The 18,351-nt window shown below is 48.8% G+C and carries 20 protein-coding genes, 1 pseudogene and 1 riboswitch; of the genes and pseudogenes, 4 read left to right on the plus strand and 17 right to left on the minus strand.

Going from position 1 to position 18,351, the window contains the following annotated elements; genetic code table 11:
• Window positions 1–361: pseudogene (locus tag GCA01S_RS10045) on the plus strand (amino acid permease); the annotation flags it as partial.
• A gap of 25 nt (window positions 362–386) precedes the next feature.
• Here the strand turns inward: GCA01S_RS10045 and GCA01S_RS10050 are convergent.
• From GCA01S_RS10050 to GCA01S_RS10060, 3 genes are all read right to left on the minus strand, one after another.
• Window positions 387–554 (minus strand): twin-arginine translocase TatA/TatE family subunit, encoded by a 168-nt coding sequence (locus GCA01S_RS10050; protein ID WP_017437465.1) that lies wholly within the window; start codon window positions 552–554, stop codon window positions 387–389.
• Between the two features lie 76 nt (window positions 555–630).
• Entirely contained in the window at window positions 631–810 is a 180-nt protein-coding gene (locus GCA01S_RS10055) for an H-type small acid-soluble spore protein (RefSeq protein ID WP_042409601.1), read from the minus strand.
• A complete protein-coding gene (locus GCA01S_RS10060) occupies window positions 810–1,001 on the minus strand; it encodes a hypothetical protein (protein ID WP_042409704.1) in 192 nt (63 codons plus the stop codon). The genes GCA01S_RS10055 and GCA01S_RS10060 overlap by 1 nt, the downstream gene beginning before the upstream one ends.
• 100 nt (window positions 1,002–1,101) lie before the next feature.
• Between GCA01S_RS10060 and GCA01S_RS10065 the strand changes: the two genes are divergently transcribed.
• Window positions 1,102–2,097: an acyltransferase family protein gene (locus GCA01S_RS10065; RefSeq protein ID WP_042409604.1), complete on the plus strand. Its 996-nt coding sequence runs from the start codon at window positions 1,102–1,104 to the stop codon at window positions 2,095–2,097.
• A gap of 19 nt (window positions 2,098–2,116) precedes the next feature.
• On the opposite strand, the gene thiE is transcribed toward GCA01S_RS10065, so the two are convergent.
• From thiE to GCA01S_RS10100, 7 genes are all read right to left on the minus strand, one after another.
• On the minus strand, window positions 2,117–2,791 hold the full coding sequence (gene thiE / locus GCA01S_RS10070) for a thiamine phosphate synthase (RefSeq protein ID WP_042409607.1): 675 nt from the start codon (window positions 2,789–2,791) through the stop codon (window positions 2,117–2,119).
• A 2-nt stretch (window positions 2,792–2,793) separates the two neighbouring features.
• On the minus strand, window positions 2,794–3,606 hold the full coding sequence (gene thiD, locus GCA01S_RS10075; protein WP_042409609.1) for a bifunctional hydroxymethylpyrimidine kinase/phosphomethylpyrimidine kinase: 813 nt from the start codon (window positions 3,604–3,606) through the stop codon (window positions 2,794–2,796).
• A 15-nt stretch (window positions 3,607–3,621) separates the two neighbouring features.
• The gene (thiM, locus tag GCA01S_RS10080) at window positions 3,622–4,434 is read right to left on the minus strand and encodes a hydroxyethylthiazole kinase (RefSeq protein ID WP_042409612.1); all 813 of its coding nucleotides are present in this window, start codon (window positions 4,432–4,434) and stop codon (window positions 3,622–3,624) included.
• A gap of 61 nt (window positions 4,435–4,495) precedes the next feature.
• Window positions 4,496–4,608: riboswitch (TPP riboswitch) on the minus strand.
• Window positions 4,609–4,659: 51 nt separating this feature from the next.
• The gene (locus tag GCA01S_RS10085) at window positions 4,660–5,694 is read right to left on the minus strand and encodes a glycosyltransferase family 2 protein (protein WP_042409614.1); all 1,035 of its coding nucleotides are present in this window, start codon (window positions 5,692–5,694) and stop codon (window positions 4,660–4,662) included.
• A 13-nt stretch (window positions 5,695–5,707) separates the two neighbouring features.
• Window positions 5,708–7,375: a DUF6044 family protein gene (locus GCA01S_RS10090; protein ID WP_042409616.1), complete on the minus strand. Its 1,668-nt coding sequence runs from the start codon at window positions 7,373–7,375 to the stop codon at window positions 5,708–5,710.
• Between the two features lie 151 nt (window positions 7,376–7,526).
• Entirely contained in the window at window positions 7,527–8,507 is a 981-nt protein-coding gene (locus GCA01S_RS10095; RefSeq protein ID WP_017437474.1) for a phosphotriesterase family protein, read from the minus strand.
• A complete protein-coding gene (locus GCA01S_RS10100; RefSeq protein WP_042409619.1) occupies window positions 8,504–10,186 on the minus strand; it encodes a long-chain fatty acid--CoA ligase in 1,683 nt (560 codons plus the stop codon). The genes GCA01S_RS10095 and GCA01S_RS10100 overlap by 4 nt, the downstream gene beginning before the upstream one ends.
• Before the next feature lie 272 nt (window positions 10,187–10,458).
• On the opposite strand from GCA01S_RS10100, the gene GCA01S_RS20110 reads away from it, so the two are divergent.
• Window positions 10,459–10,617: a hypothetical protein gene (locus GCA01S_RS20110; protein ID WP_155835563.1), complete on the plus strand. Its 159-nt coding sequence runs from the start codon at window positions 10,459–10,461 to the stop codon at window positions 10,615–10,617.
• A gap of 98 nt (window positions 10,618–10,715) precedes the next feature.
• Here GCA01S_RS20110 and GCA01S_RS10105 read toward each other — a convergent pair whose 3' ends face one another.
• The 7 genes from GCA01S_RS10105 to GCA01S_RS10140 form a co-directional block, all read right to left on the minus strand.
• Window positions 10,716–11,552, minus strand: a complete 837-nt coding sequence (locus GCA01S_RS10105) for an HAD family hydrolase (protein ID WP_042409621.1) — start codon at window positions 11,550–11,552, stop codon at window positions 10,716–10,718.
• A gap of 189 nt (window positions 11,553–11,741) precedes the next feature.
• The gene (locus tag GCA01S_RS10110) at window positions 11,742–12,419 is read right to left on the minus strand and encodes an HAD-IA family hydrolase (RefSeq protein WP_042409623.1); all 678 of its coding nucleotides are present in this window, start codon (window positions 12,417–12,419) and stop codon (window positions 11,742–11,744) included.
• Window positions 12,420–13,006: 587 nt separating this feature from the next.
• A complete protein-coding gene (locus GCA01S_RS10120; RefSeq protein ID WP_042409629.1) occupies window positions 13,007–13,762 on the minus strand; it encodes a LamB/YcsF family protein in 756 nt (251 codons plus the stop codon).
• Window positions 13,752–14,732: a 5-oxoprolinase subunit C family protein gene (locus tag GCA01S_RS10125; protein WP_017437497.1), complete on the minus strand. Its 981-nt coding sequence runs from the start codon at window positions 14,730–14,732 to the stop codon at window positions 13,752–13,754. Before GCA01S_RS10125 ends, GCA01S_RS10120 begins: the two co-directional genes overlap by 11 nt.
• Window positions 14,725–15,414, minus strand: a complete 690-nt coding sequence (pxpB, locus tag GCA01S_RS10130; protein WP_017437498.1) for a 5-oxoprolinase subunit PxpB — start codon at window positions 15,412–15,414, stop codon at window positions 14,725–14,727. The genes GCA01S_RS10125 and pxpB overlap by 8 nt, the downstream gene beginning before the upstream one ends.
• A 2-nt stretch (window positions 15,415–15,416) precedes the next feature.
• The gene (locus GCA01S_RS10135; RefSeq protein WP_042409634.1) at window positions 15,417–16,166 is read right to left on the minus strand and encodes an IclR family transcriptional regulator; all 750 of its coding nucleotides are present in this window, start codon (window positions 16,164–16,166) and stop codon (window positions 15,417–15,419) included.
• A gap of 101 nt (window positions 16,167–16,267) precedes the next feature.
• On the minus strand, window positions 16,268–16,816 hold the full coding sequence (locus GCA01S_RS10140; RefSeq protein ID WP_042409636.1) for a pyridoxamine 5'-phosphate oxidase family protein: 549 nt from the start codon (window positions 16,814–16,816) through the stop codon (window positions 16,268–16,270).
• Window positions 16,817–16,922: 106 nt separating this feature from the next.
• Between GCA01S_RS10140 and pdxR the strand changes: the two genes are divergently transcribed.
• Window positions 16,923–18,317, plus strand: coding sequence for a MocR-like pyridoxine biosynthesis transcription factor PdxR (pdxR, locus tag GCA01S_RS10145; protein ID WP_042409639.1), 1,395 nt, complete (start codon window positions 16,923–16,925; stop codon window positions 18,315–18,317).
• Window positions 18,318–18,351: the final 34 nt, after the last annotated feature.

Below are 18,351 nucleotides of genomic sequence, written 5' to 3' on the forward strand. Positions count from 1 at the left end.
TGGAGTGGTATATACATGGTTGCTGAACGCTTCCGGCATGTCGGGATTTATCGCCTGGCTTGGCATCGCCATCAGCCATTACCGTTTCCGCAAAGCGTATGTGGCGCAAGGAAAAAGTCTTGATGATTTACCGTATAAAGCGAAATGGTTTCCGTTTGGTCCGATCTTTGCCTTTGTTCTTTGCTCCATCGTCATTTTAGGGCAAAACTACCCAGCGTTCATAGGCGGGACGATCGACTGGTACGGAGTGCTTGTTTCCTATATCGGGTTGCCTCTTTTCCTTATCGTCTGGCTTGGCTATAAGTTCGCGAAAAAAACAAAAGTCATTCCATTGCATGAGTGCGATTTGGAACAAAAATAAGGACTTGGCATGCAGCACCAAGTCCTTATTTTTGTATTTTTTGTTCCTCGTCGTCAATGATTCCTTTTGTCGCGTTTTTAAATTCCCGCAACGTTTTTCCCGCCGCTTGTCCCAATTCCGGCAATTTTTTCGGTCCAAAAATCAACAACGCGAAGAAAACGATAAGGGCAATTTCGCCAAACCCGATGTTCATTTGATTCACTCCATATGTTGAGTTATTTTTTTTCATTATATCATACAAACAAGAAACGTGCCATCCGCATGTACGACTATCCTTCTTGCAAAAGGCGAACCGGTACTTCCATTTCTTCCTCCGGTTTGTTCTTGAGATAAATACGCGCCATTTTCCGTTCTTCATCCACGTGTTGAATCATTACTTGCTGGCCTTCGTATGTGACTGGTACGATTTTTCCTGACTCCGCGATTTGTTTTGCACGCACCATTTCCATTACAAATGTTCCCTCCCTTCCTCATCTGTTTTGGCGCTATCTTCCGCTAACGCGCGCAAACTTTTCCAGAATAACTCGTCGTTGCATACGGGATGGACAATTTGTTCTATCTCCCCTTCGTCCCCTTTTGCGTTGATGATTTGTAAAAGCTGGGTCATGTCGGTAGTTTCCCGTTCTTCCTTATCGATCATGCGCTTGCCACACCTTTCCAAATGAATAATCAACTATTGACCCCTTAAAAAAGAAGGAGTATGATTCGAATTGGTGTAAATAAGAAGGGAGGAAGACACTATGAGTGAGCGGGATTATTATTTCGATAACGCGAAATGCGTATTGATGCTCCTCGTCGTGTTCGGCCACTTTCTCCGCCCATATATCGACAATGTGCTATGGGTGCATAGCTTATACGTTTGGATTTTCTTTTTCCATATGCCAGCGTTCATCTTTATTTCCGGCTATTTCGCAAAAAAGTTTCATCAACAAGGATATTTTAAAAAAATTACGAAAAAGCTGCTTGTTCCCTATCTTATTTTTCAACTGCTCTACTCTATTTATTATTTCTTCTTATATGAAGAAGATTCGCTCGAATTTGATTTGTTAACTCCTCATTGGGGTTTATGGTTTTTGATCAGCTTGTTCAGCTGGAACGTGCTGTTATGGGTATTTGCCAAAATGCCAAAATCGATATCGCTGTCACTTGCCCTTCTTTTAGGGGTCGGAGCCGGAATGCTTGATGCGGAAAAATGGCTGAGCCTATCGCGTACATTTACGTTTTTCCCGTTCTTTTTGCTAGGATTTTTTCTTGAAAAAAGCGAGATTGAGCGCTTATTTACATGGCGCATTCGCTTATTTTCCATTGTTGCACTCATCACCATGTTCGTTCTGATTCATTTTGGTTTTCCGGATTTGCCACAGGAATGGCTGTACGGCTCTAAATCATATGATACACTTGGCGTTCCCGAAAAGGTTGGTGTTGCCGGACGTCTCATGATTTATGGGGCAAGCACACTGATGATGATCAGTTTTCTCGCTCTGATCCCAAACCAGCGTTATTCGTTTTCCGTGTTCGGGCAAAGAACGTTTTATATTTATATATTGCACGGGTTTATTTTAAAATATTTGCACGAGACAAAGTTTCCGAATTTTATCATGAGCGTTCACGGCTATCCGCTGCTGTTAGGATTGTCGTTTCTCGTTGTGTTCCTTCTTGGAAGCAAACCGATCGTACAAATCACACAACCGCTTTTAGAGCTGCGTTTGCCGAAAAGAAAACAAGCCGTTTCTTAGGCAAGCAAAAAAAGTGCCCTTACTTTTGGGCACCCTTTTTGCTTAAATGCACTGCTTGGGCCAGCTGTCTGGCAGCCACCGCCGGAGATGGGGCAGAAGCGATGGCGCTGATCACGGAAACACCGTCCGCCCCTGCCGCGATGACCTCGCCGACATTGCCCGCCGTAATGCCCCCAATAGCAACCAGCGGAATGGCGATGCCATGGCGGCGAAGCAAACGGATGATCCCCGGTCCTTGCGCTTTTTTCGCATCTTCCTTCGATTTCGTCGGATAGATGGGACCGACGCCGATATAATCGGCGCCAGCGGCGACTGCCGCTAGCGCTTCTTGCAAATTATGCGCGGAAACGCCAAGAATTTTATCACCAATTTTTTCACGGACGATGCGCGCGTCTCCATCCTCCTGCCCGATATGCACTCCATCTGCGTCGAGAGCGAGGGCTAGTTCGACATCGTCATTGACGATAAACGGAATGCCATGCTCTTGGCAAATGTGCTGCAATTGCTTGGCGAGCTCATATTTTTGTTCGCCAACTAGCGCACCGCTTCCTTTTTCTCGGAATTGAAAAAGCGTAATGCCGCCTGCAATCGCTTCCGCTAATATTTCTGCCGGCGGTTTGGCACAGTTTACGCTTCCCATGATAAAATATACTTCCAATTGTTCCCTCATTGCCTCACTTGCTATTCGCGCCACCTTTACTCACCTACCGCACCGTTTTTTTCCCGGTACGCCCAATGGTTCGTCGGACCGTGACCATGGCCGATGCCTAACGTATGGCTAATAGCGGCTTGAATGAACGATTTCGCCGTCTGCACCGCTTCCTGCACCGTTTTTCCTTTGGCAAGCTCGGCCGTGATCGCCGCGGCAAACGTGCAGCCTGTTCCATGCGTATGCTTCGTCTCAATCCGTTTGCCCGTAAAATAGGAAAACTCGCGGCCATTGTATAACAAATCGACCGTTTCCTCTCCATCATCGTCGTGGCCGCCTTTGATCACCACATATCGGACTCCCATTTCATAAAGGCGGCGCGCCGCTTCCCTACGGTCATCCATCGTGCGGATCATAAGACCGGTTAATGCTTCTGCTTCCGGAATATTTGGCGTGACGACCATCGCAAGCGGCAACAAATAGGTTTTCAGCGCATTTACCGCCTCTTCTTGCAGCAGTGGTGCGCCGCCTTTGGCGATCATAACCGGGTCGACAACGAGGCGATCCCAGTCAAACTGTTTCACTTTCGCAGCGACCACTTCAATAATTTCAGCGCTAAAAAGCATTCCTGTTTTCACTGCGTCTGCTCCTAAATCCGTCGCGACCGATTCGATTTGCTTTGCGACCGCTTCCGGCGACAGCGGGTATACTCCCTGCACGCCAAGCGTATTTTGCGCCGTTACCGCAGTGAGGGCGGACATGCCAAATACGCCTAATTCTTGAAATGTTTTTAAATCGGCCTGAATCCCGGCGCCGCCGCCGCTGTCAGAACCAGCAATTGTCAATGCTTTATATACCATGATTTTCTCCCTTCTTTACCCTTTTTGTTCGATGCGGCCGTATCGGCCAATCTCCTCCGCTCCGATGCGGGAAAGCGCGTTTAAAAAGGCGATTTGGAAGCTTCCAAGCCCCTGTTCTCCCGCTTCGCCCGCCGCGATTTCGGCGGCGACGCCATAGCTGATAAGCGCGGCCGCCGCTGCTTTCAGCACATCTTGTTCCACCGCGGCAAAAGCGCCGATCACAGAGGTCAATAAACAGCCCGTTCCTGTTACTTTCGTGAGCAGCGGATGTCCGTTATGGATAACGTACGTTGTCTTGCCGTCTGTGACAACATCGTCTTTTCCTGTGATCGCAACAACCGTTTGCAGCTGCGCCGCCGCTTTTTCCGCCAAAGCGACGACATCGCCGCTTCCTTCTCCGGCGTCGACCCCTTTAATCTTCCACGTTTCCCCAATGACATTGGCGATTTCCGCGGCATTGCCGCGAATAACGGACAGTTTGACAGCAGCGGCAATGTTGCGCGCCGTCTCCGTGCGGTATGGCGTCGCCCCAGCGCCGACCGGATCGAAAACAACCGGAACGCCGGCTTCATTCGCCGCTTTTCCGGCAATCAACATCGCTTCCACTTCTTCTGGATGCAGCGTTCCGATATTTAAGACAAGCGCCCCGGCTATTTTGGCCATATCGGCCACTTCCTCTTTGGCGTATGCCATCACCGGTGAGGCGCCAAGCGCCAGCAAGCCGTTGGCGGTAAAATTCGTGACGACAACATTGGTGATGTTATGTACAAGTGGATTAGCTTGTCTCACCTTTTGCAGCACGCTTGCCGCTTCCTGATTATTCACCATTCCCATCTTCTCCTTTTTTGTGAAAATAAAAAACACTTTGCGCGCAAGCAAAGTGTATAAGCGGCCCCATCCTCACTTTCCCTGCGCTGGCATTACCCAAACAGGTTCAAACGGTCAACGGCGGAATATAGCCGTACTCTCAGCCTGCTTCCGCAAGCTCCCGCATGCTATATCGTTGTTCATCAAACAGTCTACTCTTTCTGTTTCGATATTGCAAGCAAAATGTTAGGATGGGCGATGAGGTGGAATTTCCTGCACTCCTGCCCCTTCAGGCAGGGAAGAAGACTGGTGCCAACGATGCGGTATTGGCAGATTAAATAAGTCTAAATCGACGATATAGCGGGGCCGCCGTTTTGTTTCTTTGTAAATTTTTCCAATATATTCGCCAATCAATCCAAAGGCAATGAGCTGCAGGCCGCCAAGCAGCCAAATCGAGGTGATCAGCGACGTCCATCCTGTTTGCGTGTGGCCGGTAAATTTTAAAATAAGAAAATAGACGCCGAATAGTAAGCTGACGAAAAAAGAAACAAAGCCGATAAGAGAAATCATGCGGATTGGTGTAATGCTGAACGATGTGATTCCGTCGAGGGCAAACGCGATCATTTTCTTCAGCGGATACTTTGTCGTTCCGGCAACCCGTTCCTTGCGGTCATAGTACACCGTTGTTGAACGGAAGCCAAGCAAAGGAACAATGCCGCGCAAAAACATGTTCACCTCTTCAAACCGCTCGAGCGCCTCGACCGCACGCCGGCTCATTAAACGATAATCAGCATGATTATAAACGAGGTCGACCCCCATCGCTTTCATTAATTTGTAAAAACCTTGCGCCGTATGTCGTTTAAAAAACGTATCGGCATCGCGCCGCTTGCGCACCCCATACACAATTTCATAGCCTTCTTGAAATTTTTGGATAAAATCGCGAATGACCGCAATATCATCCTGCAAGTCGGCATCAATCGAAACGATGCAGTCCGAACGCGTTTTTGCGGCAAACATTCCCGCCAGCAATGCATTTTGATGGCCGGCATTGCGCGCCAGTTTCAGCCCCTTTACTTCCGGATAGCGCAAACTTGCTTTGTAAATGATGTCCCATGTCGCATCACGGCTCCCATCATCAACAAAAAGGAGCGTGCTGTCAGCCGAAATCAGCTTTTCCGCAATGAGCGCCTCCCGCAGCGCGCGGAGCTGGCGGATCGTTTCCGGCAACACTTCCTCTTCATTATAACAAGGCACGACAATCGTAAGCATCGGCTCACCCATTGGATTTCCCTCCTTATGGCATCACTTTGTACAAATAAATCTTCCATGCCGACTCTTTCGAGTGAAACACTTTTTCGAGCGCCAACTTATTTTGTTTGGCGTTTTTAATCGGCAGTGCCGAAAAAATGTAGCGGCCGCCCATTTGATAGAACACATCGGTGTTGAGATCTAAATGTTTAATCGTTCGTTTCGAATTCTTTTTAAACATATAATGTTTTCCCAGTTCATCGACAAAAATATAGCAGCGTCCGCCCCACTCATCGAAGTACTCGCGCAACTTTTTGTTTTTCGCGAGTTCGTTGGCGATGATTTGGCGGAACTGATGCTTATAGGAAAGCGGATAAAAATTGTTATACGTATCGAGCGTATAAAACCCGTTATATTGCGCAATCGCCGGATGAATGCCAATGCTGGCGACGCGGTATGTATGAACAGGACGGCCAATATACTCTTTTATTTCTTGAAACTGCTTTTCCGCATAAAACTCACGAAACGACGGCTTATGGCGATGGGCAATTTCTTCATTAAATGCAGTGAGCACCACCAACTGAGCGGCGATGGCGGCAAAACATAGCCTTTTCCACGCTTGTCCTTGCTGCCACAAAATTTTTAATGAGACAGCAAACAACACGTAAATAACCATCGGCCGCAAAAAGTGATAGCGGGCGAAATTAAATTTATCCAACAAGTCGAAGCGTTCTGTCAGTGGAGCCCAGCCTTTGTAAAACCAAAACGCATACCAGGTGGACAGCGCGAAATTGAGCACGTGCAAAAAGATAAATAATTTTTCCCGCTGCCATATTTTTTTCTTCCAGACGATATATAACGCAACTAGCGTCACCGGCAGAATGACAAGACCATGCATCGTCATCACATGCGTGTGGCCGAGAATATAGTTTTTGAAAATTAAGCGGATCACCCGCCAAAGCGGCAAACGGGCATGGAAGTATTCATCACGGCTCGTCGGTTCATCGGAAAATAACAGCGAATGAACGAGACGGTAATCAATCGCCAAATAAAGCAGCGTCATATAGACGATTGCCAAGAAAAAGCGCCAGTTCCAACCTCTTCCGCGGAGAACATCGACAAGCCACCATATGCCTAGCGCGCTTAAGAAAAAGAAAAAGCCAAGCACAAAGCTCGAATAAAACGGCAATAACGTAAGCACGGCATAATTTATCCATGAGCGCTCGCCGTTGCGGATATTGAGAAACGCCCATAGCGCGAGCGGCATGCCAAGTGTACTCAGCATCCCCGACGGCCAAAACGGCGTCAGCGCAAACGCAAGCGATGCTCCAACGCGGACCCATCCCCACTTTTCTCCAGGCATCACATGCTTTCTCAGCAACAAATACATGCCGATAAACGCAAAGACGCGTGTAATCGCCTGGCTTAAGCCATAGGCGTAAATCGAGGGAAACAGCGCATGAAGCCAAACGATCCCGCTAAACTCTGTACCGAACGCGTTGCGCGGCAGACCGTTAATGATTTGCGGGATGACCGCATGGACCGAGCCAAACAGTTCCCCGCTCCTAGTGACAACTTTGTACCAGGCAATGTTCGAATCTAAATTATCGTGGACTCGCATATGCGCATCCTCGCCGAGCAGAAAGTACGGCGATACAAACAAAGCAATCGCAAGGAATGAGAAGAATAGGAGTCGCTTTTCTATTGCCGGCACCTTTTCCCCTCCTTTGTCTATCAGTATCTTCCTTATATTTTCTAACGAAAGTGGAAAAATATTCATCTTTTTTGTGCAACAAAAAAAGACCATCCCAAAAAGCAACGGATCGTTGCTTTCTGGAAACGGCCTTTTCCCTTTTCATCGGCGCTTACGCAAACAAAGCGGCAGGATTTTTCAAAAACATTTGCTCTAGCTGTTCCTCTGTCACTCCTTCTTTCGTTAAAATTGGAATAATATGTTCGAATACATGTTCGACATGCCAGTTTTTCGTCATCGTCGCAAATGGTTCTGGCAGCTGCAGCGGACGGCCGAGCCAAATATTGACGGTATCATGAGCGAGCATAATCTTATCAGCAAAGCCTTCGCGAAGCAGCACGAGCAACGTGCGGATCCGTTCTTCATCCGTCGGGGCACCGACCATACCTTGAAGGCCAAAGCGGTCAAAAGCGATGTACACTCCGTATTGCAGCGTCTTTTTATGGTATTCCGGATCGGTGTTTCCGCACATATGGCCGATGACAATCTTTTGCGGAACGGCACCGTGCTCGAGCAAGTATGCCGCCTGTTCCGGCCCCATCGTTCCTTCCTGCGTATGGGTGATAATCACGATTCCTGTTTCTTTTTGCACGCGGGCCGCGGCGCGGAAAAACATTTTTTCATATTCGGTGATCCGGTTTTTGCTTGACGCCAGTTTGATGACGCCTGGTTTAATGCCGGTGCCAGCAATGCCGTTTGTAATTTCCGCCATAAACATGTCATATATTTCTTCTTCCGCCGTACCGAGCAGCCGGCGAAACTTAAAATACGGCGTTGCCCCTTCGCCTTCGTAATAATATCCAGTTGCACAGATAATGTTCAGCCCGGTCGCTTCGGAAATGCGGCGGAGCAGCTCCGGATTGCGGCCGCAGTCATTCGGCGTCGGATCGACAACGGTTTGGATGCCATGGGCCATCATTTTTTGCGCGACGGCAATTCCCGCCTCGAGCGCTTCCTCAAAGCGGAGCGGTCCGAGCGTCACATCGCCTTGAAACCCGGGATACCCAAAGACAAAATGCTCATGGATCAGCGTTTTGCCAAGCTCGCTCGCCGGCACAGGGCCGCAGACGGTCTCCACCATTCCTTTTTTCATGCTTTCGCCCCTTTTTCTAATTTTTGATACTCTTCCTCTTGCAATTTCCGCCACAGCAATTTTCCGCTTGATGTCATCGGCAAAGACGAGCGAAACTCGACAAGGCGCGGATATTTATAGGCGGCCATTTGCGTTTTTGCCCATTCAATAATTTCCTCCTCTGTTATTTTGCCGACGTATTCGTCCTGGAGCACAATAAACGCCTTCACCGTCTCGCCGCGGCGCGGATCAGGGACGCCGACAACGCACGCTTGCTGGACGGCCGGATGTTTATACAGAAGCGATTCAACTTCCGTCGGCCATACTTTATATCCGGACGCGTTGATCATCCGTTTGACACGGTCGACAATAAAGAAATATCCTTCCTCATCCATGCGGCCGATATCGCCAGTGCGGAAAAACCGCTTTCCGTCAAGTTCAATAAACGCTTCTTCCGTTTCTTTTTCGCGGCGGTAATAGCCTTTAAACACTTGCGGACCGTGCACGACGATTTCCCCGACTTCCCCGACGCCAAGCTCTTTTCCGGTCGCCGGGTCAATGATGCGCGCATCGACATCAAAGGACGGCACCCCTAAGCATTGCAGCTTCGGGCGGTCCGGCGGGTTGAAGTGTGTATGGGAAATCGTTTCCGAAAGCCCATATCCTTCGAAATATCGCACCCCTGTCACCTGAAATAATTTTTCGCCAACAGCTTCCGGAAGCGGCGCGCCCCCGCCAGAGATGCTCGTCAAAGAAGAAATGTCATATTTTGATAAGGAAGGATTGGATAGAAAATCAATCAGCATCGTGCTGATATTGACCCAGTGGCTGCACCCGTACAATTCGATTAAGCGCGCGGCGCTGTCGCGATTCCAGCGCGTCATCACCACCATGGCCGATCCCGCAAAAATCGGAAGATGCATGCTGTGAACCATTCCCGTCACATGAAAGAGCGGCAAGGTGACAAGGCAAACGGCATCGCTTGTTACGTTCGCCCAATGATAGGCGCTAATAATGCTGGCGTTGACCGTCCGGTGCGGATGAATGCATCCTTTTGGCACTCCCGTTGTTCCCGATGTATATGGAAGCACGGCAATATCGTCAACATGCCCTTGATATGGGTTTGGCGCAAGATTTGCTTCTAAACAATCGGCCCAATAGTAAACATGTTCATGGTCATACGCTTGCCGCGGCAATGCGACTTCATCCGGAAGCGCGACCGGCGAAGATTCGGAAATATAGTCCGAATAAGCGGCGACGATGATATGCTCGAGCGGGGTTGTAGATAATAGCGGCTCCGCTTTGGCAAACAGCTCCTGCCCGACAATGCCGACTTTCGTTTCGCAATCTTTGACGTAAAACGAAAGTTCTTCGGACGTGTTCATCGGGTTAATCGGAACAACAATCGCTTCGGCACGCAAAATCGCATAGTAGGAAATGATAAACTGCGGGGAATTTTGCATGTATAAAAGCACTCGGTCTCCTGGCTGAACGGAAAGCTTTTGCTGCAGATAGCCGGCGAGCGTGTTGACTTGCTCCCATAATTGCTTGTAAGAATAAGAGGCGCCGTAATAATGGATAGCAGTTTTCTGAGGATAGCGCTTCGCTGTCGTTTCTAAATGATCGACGATCGTCGTTTCCGGAACGGTCAGCGTTTTGCTCAACCGTTTTGGCCAATACGGAAAATGGCGTTTATTCATGGAATCCCCTCTCCTCCATCTATAAAATTTCAATAGAAAGCGGTTACAATCCCATGCATTAGTAAAACAATATGTCGCCTTTTAATCTATTGCCTCTATCATTTGTACCACTTATTAACTAACCGGTCAGTATGCCATGTGTATGCATTTTCTTTCATGATACCGTATCTTTTCAGTAATATCAATAATATTTTGAATATTCCTTTTATACAAACACTTTGTCATCCATAACCATGAAAGGCGCCAAGAGCAGAGAACAAGCGGTACGGGAGATGTGGCGCGTTTTGCGTCCGAACGGAAGGCTGGTGACCGATATGCAGCGAGTATCGGAATACACCAAGATACTCACGCCTTTAGCCAACCGCATCGAGACGAGAAAAGTGTTTTACACGTTTCCGTTTTCAGAAATCGTGGTTGCTTATAAAAAATAGCACGGCTAAAAAGGACCAAATCGATTTCCCCGTCTGTTCCCCGTAAAAGCCCATTCGCTAACCGGGCGACAAAATAAAAGGCCGGCGCAATGCCGGCGTTATAGGAGGCGGCGCAACACTGGGACGCATTCCGACATCGAAGCGACGATGACATCGGCGTCGCCTTGCTTAGCCAGTCCATACGCATCGATAAAAATAGTGCGGCAGCCAAGCCGTCGTGCCGGGAGGATGTCATTTTCCAAATTGTCGCCGATGCTGATCACCTCTTCATACTGGATATGATAACGATCCCGAATCGTTTGCAGATGGCTTGCTGTTTTGATCGGCTTGCCCGCTTGAAAAATCTTATGATGAAAAACATCAGCCAGTTTTAGTTTGTGCAAAATCGCCTCGCTATCCGGTTCCGGGCTGTTCGTCATTAAAATGAGCACGGTACGGTTTTTCAGTTGCTCTAGCGTTTCGGCCAGCCCGGGAACTCCGTTCATCGCAAAATCCGGCCCCATCATCCATTCTCTCGTTTCTAAAAACGCCGCATATGTATCTTCATTCGTTAAACCATAATGACGGCCGATCGAGCTTGGCACCCACCAAAAATCGCCGATGCTAAACAAGCGGTCAAGATCAATCGTCACCCGCTCCGGATATATTTTTTTCACTTCCTCCTCGTCCAGCTTTTTCCCATCCCAGTGGTATGCCTCGTTAACGATGCCGTTTTGCAAAAACAGAATAAGATCTTCTCCTGCGTCGTACACACTGCCGATGCGAAGCGGATGGCGGCCGGAGAGAACCGCGCGGTAATCTTCCCAAAAACGGTGTTGGTCTTCTTCGCGCAGCCGCTTGGCGACCTGTTCCGCATAATATTCAAAGTGATGGGTTTCTTCATACAATGTTCCGTCCAAATCAAAGACAATTGCTTTTACGTTTGCCCCGTCCATCTTGTTTCCCCTTTCTTTATCGTTGCGATCGGTTTATCATTTTTTCGGTTGCAGGAGCAACAATGCACTGCCGACGTACATTTTTGGTTCGGCATTTACACAAGCAAAGCAGTCAGTTATTGCGGCATGTTTATTCTGCGCCTTTTTATATTACAGAACGGCATAGGGGGATGCAAATGATGGAAACTATCATTCTCCTGAAACAAGAGACGGCAAGTTGAGCCGAGATAATTCGCCAAACCGCTGAATCACAATATCCGCCTCACGCAGCTCTTCATCGTTGGCAAATCCAAACCGGCATCCAATCGTCCAAAGTCCATTATCCTTCGCCGCCTCGATATCGGAACGCCGGTCCCCTACCATCACCGCTCTTTCAATCTCGTAATCATTCAACAATTGCTTGACTAACGCGGATTTCGACGGCAGGGAAAACCGATCGAGGCTGTAAAAGTCGATAAAATAGCGCTCGAGCTGGAAGGCGGTCCGAATCGCGTCGAGATAGCGCTGGCGCCCGTTGCTTGCGACAAAAAGCGGTATTCCTTGATCGGCAAGGGCCGCAAGCGTCGTGAGCACGTCTGGGTATAATCGCCCGTTTCCTTGCTCGATTTCAGCAATGATATCATCCAAAAACCATTCGGCTGCTCGGCCGCGCACCGCTTCGTCCGCTTCCGGCATCAACCGGCGCCATACTTCTAAAACCGGAGCGCCAAGAATGCGCAAATATTCCCGGACTGGCGTATCTCCTTGCCACAGCCCTTCGCGGCGCAGACGGTCAAACGTCTTATGCAGGGCAGGAACAAGAACGGTTTCCGTTTGAAACAGCGTGCCGTCCATATCAAAAATGACGGCAAACGGAATTTTGCCCATTGGGTTCCCTCCTTTTGAAACAACCGCAAAATCGAATCCATGATTTTGACAAAATGAGCTGGCGCGGATGCGTTTGCAGAAGGACAAGCGCCAGCTCGCCATCTTTGTTCACCGTTCCCATATACAACGGCTTCATATTCATGATTACATCTAGCGGCAAATGGTTTTCTCCTTCATGCTGTTATATACGGGATGGGCGTGGAATTAGCGGTTTGGAAGAGCGAGCCGTCCTTTGTGAACGAGGAAGGATCGATGCCGCCGAAAAACAAATTTGGTTTGCCCTTTCTGTTTCATTACTAACCCCCATGCGATATTGGACGCCATCGGAGTGATTGGCACCAATTCATTGAATAATGATGGATCCGAAAAAGTTACTTTTACCGGCGCCTGTATTTCCGTTTCTTGGCTGTGGTTTTTCTTTCTTGCCATTGCCGGAAAAATGATTGGCTAGATTGTATAGAAAAGGAAAGCAGATGACGCGCATTCATCAGGTTTCCGCTCTCATTATACGGGCGGTGGCAGCGGATCTGATCGTAATTTTGAAAAATACATTTGGTTGAAGTGGGGGGCTCCTTTGCTTTCTTCCTCTAGTTTATCGAACAGACGCCCACACCTTCTTGTCGCAGCGCTTCATATAACCGCTTCGCAAACAGCACCGCTTTCTTGCCGTCGCCGTGAATGCATACCGTTTCTGCTTCGATCGGAACCTCGATGCCTTGCAAAGAGCGGACGCGTTTTTCTTTCACCATCGTCAGCACTTGCTGGACCGCTTCCTGTTCATCGACAATCAACGCGCGCGGATCGCTGCGCGGTGTAAGCGATCCATCGCTCTGATACGTTCGGTCGGCGAACACCTCGTTTGCCGTGCGCAAGCCAAATTTCTTTCCAGCGCGAATCAGTTCGCTTCCGGCAAGTCCGTATAAGATTAAGGCCGGATCGACATCGTACACCGCTTTGGCGATCGCCTCGGCCAACGCCGCGTCCTTAGCCGCCATGTTGTAAAGCGCGCCGTGCGGCTTAACGTGCGACATCGTTCCTCCTTCCGCTTTTACAAATGCGGCGAGCGCCCCGATTTGATAAACGACATACGCATACGCTTCCTCTGGAGTGACTGCTATATTGCGCCGGCCAAATCCGAGCAAGTCCGGAAACCCCGGGTGAGCGCCGATCGCCACTTTCCGTTCCAACGCCATCTGCACCGTTTTCCGCATCACAAGCGGATCGCCGGCATGAAAGCCGCAAGCGACATTGACCGAAGTGACGTATTGCAAAATCTCTTTTTCTTCGCCAAGACGATAAATGCCGAAACTTTCGCCGAAATCGCAATTTAAATCAATGCGCATAACCCATTTCCCTCCATTTTTGCTGAATGATGATTTTCCATCTTTTTAGTTGCCGCTCCCGTTCAACATATAACCGCTGTGCTTCTTGCCAAGATACTTTTTGAAATTGAATGAGATCACCTGGCCGCGCCTGCGCTAAAATCGGCAAATCCGCCGCAATGACTTGGGCAATCCGCGGATACCCGCCTGTCGTTTGGCAATCGGCCATCAATACAATCGGCTGGCCGAATGCGGGCACTTGCACCGTTCCAAACGCAACCGCTTCCGAAATCATCTCGGTATTATCTTTTCGCCTAAGCACTTGTCCTTGCAGACGGTAGCCCATGCGGTCCGACTGGGGCGTTACTTCATAAGCGAGAGAAAAAAATTGTGCGCGGCTTTCGGCAGTAAACGTGCTGTACTCCGGTCCTGCTGCGGCACGAATTACTTTTTTCTTTCCATCTATGTAATTTCTGGCGGAAAAGGCGATGCCCCAACGGATTGGAATGTTTGGCACAGCCATCGCCCGCGAACGCAGCGATAATATATCGCCTTTTTGCAACGGTTTTCCATGTAAGCCACCAATTGCTGCTTGCACATATGTCGAACGGCTGTTCATCACGAGCGGAAGGTCCAATCCGCCGGCAAACGCGATATAGCCGCGATATCCCTTTTGACACGCTCCGATGGCCAGCACATCGCCGCGCCGCACGGTGAGCGGCCTCCACATCGATACAGGCCGTTCGTTTAACGTACAGAAAAATTCCCCTCCGCAAATGGCGATGACGGCGTCTGTTGCAAAACGCAGCGTTGGGCCGTTCATCGTCATTTCCAACACCGCTTCGTTCTCATCATTGCCAACGAGAAGATTGGCAAGGCGGCTGGCCAGCGAATCCATCGCTCCGCCGGCCGGCACCCCGGCTTTGCGGTAGCCGACGCGTCCTTGATCTTGCACGGTTGTAAAAAATCCGCTATGGATGATTTCAATCATGCTGATCGCTCCACATTCGATATTCGTCTTCGGTAATCGGACGGAATTGCACTATATCCCCCGCTCTAAGCAGACTCGGCTCGTCATGCTCCGGGCGGAATAAAGCAAGCGGCGTTCTCCCGATGATTTGCCATCCGCCCGGCGTCGCCAACGGATACACCCCGGTCTGGCTACCGGCAATCCCGACAGACCCGGCAGGAACGCGTGTCCTTGGTGTGGCGCGGCGCGGTGTCGCAATTTTAGGCGACAGTCCGCCTAAATAGGCAAAACCGGGAGAAAAGCCAATCATATAAACGCGATAGCGCCCTTGCGCATGAATGGCAATGACTTCTTCTTCCGTCATCCCGTGAAAGCGGGCGACTTCTTCTAAATCAGGACCAAACTCTCCACCGTAACAAACAGGAATGACAACGGTTCGTGATGGCGGCGCTTCCACCTGTTCGACACGCTCGAGCTCTGTTCGAAGCCACTCGCACATTTCCTCGTAGTTTCCAACGACAAGCGGATCGTAATACACCGTCACTGAGGAAAATGTTGGGACAATATCAAAAATCCCATCCTTTTTCTGTTGTTCTAAAAAAACGGCGACACGATGAACGTAGTCATTCACTGCTTCATCTACTTTCGTGGAAAAACGAATCGTCACCGCATATTCACTTAACGGAAACATCATATAATCCATTGTCATCCCTTCCTTGAAAAACCGAGCTGGGTGGAAATTTGCTGGGCAGCCTGCTTTAGCATTGGAACCATTCGTTCGATCGCTTCCGGTGAAAACCGATGTTCCGGGCCAGCGACACTTAATCCTGCTGCCGCTTTTCCTTCATGATTGAAAATCGGCACCGCAATCGCGGCTGAATAATCTTCTAATTCCGAATAACTGACCGTATATTGCCGCTTTCGGTCTTGTTCAATCCTATCCCGCAATGTGTCCCGCTGGACAATTGTATTTTTTGCAATCTTCACCAACTGAACACGGTCGATGTAGCGCTGTTGTTCATCTCGTTCCATAAACGTAAGCAAGATGCGAGGACACGCCCCGGCGTATAACGGAGCACGCCGCCCGACTTTCGTATACACGCGCACCGGTTCCGATGTATCGACTTTCTCAATATAAATTGCTTCATCGCCGTCACGAATGACTAAATTGACTGCTTCCTTCGTGTCTTCTTTCAGCTGCTGCATAATCGGAAGCGCGATTTGCCGGAGATCTAGCCGTTCCGCAACGAGCATGCCAAACGACAACAATGTTAAACCGAGCTGATAATAATCATTAGTTTTGTGTAAAAAACCGAGCTCTACTAACGATTGCGCCATCCGATAGACCGACGTTTTTGGCATTTGCAATAATTCGACCATTTCCTGCAGCGTAAGCCGCTCATGGTCAATGAACAGTTTTAATATTTCCATCGTTTTAACGACTGTTTTATTCATCTTGCTCTCCCTTTGTTCCATATAATGAAACATATATTCCATAAAATGAATCGTATATTCATTATAATAAAAATAAACAAAATTTTCTATCTATCATTTCATCAAAAAATCCTGCCGATATCGTCCCGTACGGTTCTTCCTTTATAAAACCGACGATCTTCCTCTAACGGTTTTTCTTTCGCTGTAATAAGGTCAGGAATGATTTTGATGACAACGGCGGCGCTGCCCATGGATGAACGGTATGACGCCACATGTTGCTGTGACAACGGACGGTGAAAATAGCCGGGCACATATTTGCCAAGCAGCTGCCTAAGCGCATCGGTCGCTTCGTCTAAATCGGAAACAATCTCGGCTTTGCCAAACAACATAACGCTCATATAAGCGGTGCTTGTTTTGGCTGGCACTGGATGCACCATTGTCCCTATATGTTCACTAACGGTAAAGCAAACGCGCGGATTGCGCTGGATGATATCGATTTTTCTCCCTTCTTCCGCTCCATGGACATATACACAACCGTTCCACCATACGAAATTCAGCGGCACGACATACGGCTCACCACCATCTGCCAGACCTAAAAAGCCGGTCAACGCTTCCTGTAAAAACCGGTTGATTTTTTGCTCGTCTTTGCACCCCAACATGTCTCTTCTCATCCATTTCTCCTCCTTCATGGTGATATAATTGAATCATAGAGAAAAACTGACCTGATGAACAGGGACAGAATGCAAGAAAAAAGAAGGGTCAGAGGAGGAAAATGTAGTGGAATTGCAGCCCATTCTCGATCCAACAAACCGTACACCGCTTTACATGCAGGTGTATACGTATATAAAAGAGGAAATTGCAAACGGCCATCTCCAAAAAGGAAGCAAACTCCCATCGATTCGCGCGCTTTCCCAACATTTAGCCATCAGCAAAAATACCGTCGAAGCCGCATACCAGCAGCTTCTTGCCGAAGGATATATCGAAAGCAAACCGCGCGTAGGGTTTATTGTCAAAGAACTGGAAGAGCCTCTCCAATCATTTGTTTTCCAACCAGATGTACTCGTGAAGGCTCCGAAAAGCAAGCAAATTCGCTATAACTTTCGCTACGGTCATATTGACCTTGCCCATTTTCCAATGAAAACATGGCGGAAATGTCTTCTTGCAGCGATGGATTCGGAGCAAAGTGAATTACTATGGTATGGCGATCGTCAAGGAGATATCGGCTTGCGCGAGGAAATTCAACACTATTTGTACTACGCACGCGGCATTCGCTGTTCGGCTGAGCAAATCGTTATTGGCTCTGGCACGCCACAACTGATTGGCGTCTTATGCCAGCTGTTCGATTTTCGTCACGATGCGGTCGCTTTAGAAAATCCTTGTTATGATGTCATTCGCACCGTGTTTCAAAATCACCATTTTTCTATTCTCCCAATTGAACTGGAAGAAGATGGGCTGAACATCGACCAGCTGCAAGCAACAAACGCCAAACTTGTCTATGTCACCCCCTCCCACCAATTGCCGCTTGGGATGGTGCTGCCGATCGGCAAGCGGCAAAAGCTGCTGAAATGGACGCAACAGTCTAACGGATTGATAATCGAAGACGATTACGATAGCGAATTCCGCTACGGGAGCAAACCAGTCCCTGCGTTAAAAGCGCTCGATACGGAAGATCGCGTCATTTACGTCGGCACGTTTTCGAAAGTGTTTACTCCTGCCATCCGCACGAGCTATATGGTGTTGCCGCAACGTTTGCTGGCGCGGTTTCATGAACGCTGTGCCAACTATCATCAAACCGTCCCTATTATCATTCAAAAAGCGCTCGCCCGATTTATGCGTGAAGGCCATTTTGAACGCCATATCCGCCGCATGCGCACCATCTACGCAAAAAAACGGCAAGCGCTCATCGAAGCGATTCGCGAATACTTCGGTGATCAAGCAACGATCATCGGTGACAAAGCGGGACTCCATCTTCTTGTAAAAATAAAAGACAAAAACGCCAACGAACTGGTGCAAAAAGCAGAAAAAGCGGGCATTTTCGTCTATTCGGCAGCGAAATATTGGTTTGGAAACGATGGAACACCGCCTTCTTATATTTTGCTAGGCTTTGGAGGGATGAGCGAGGAGGGCATCCGCGCCGGAATTCGCGAACTAAAACGGGTATGGGAGATTTGAGCTACTCCCTACGATAAAAAGAAAAGCGATGCGC

The sequence above is a fragment of the Parageobacillus caldoxylosilyticus NBRC 107762 genome (assembly GCF_000632715.1).
GTDB lineage: Bacteria > Bacillota > Bacilli > Bacillales > Anoxybacillaceae > Saccharococcus > Saccharococcus caldoxylosilyticus.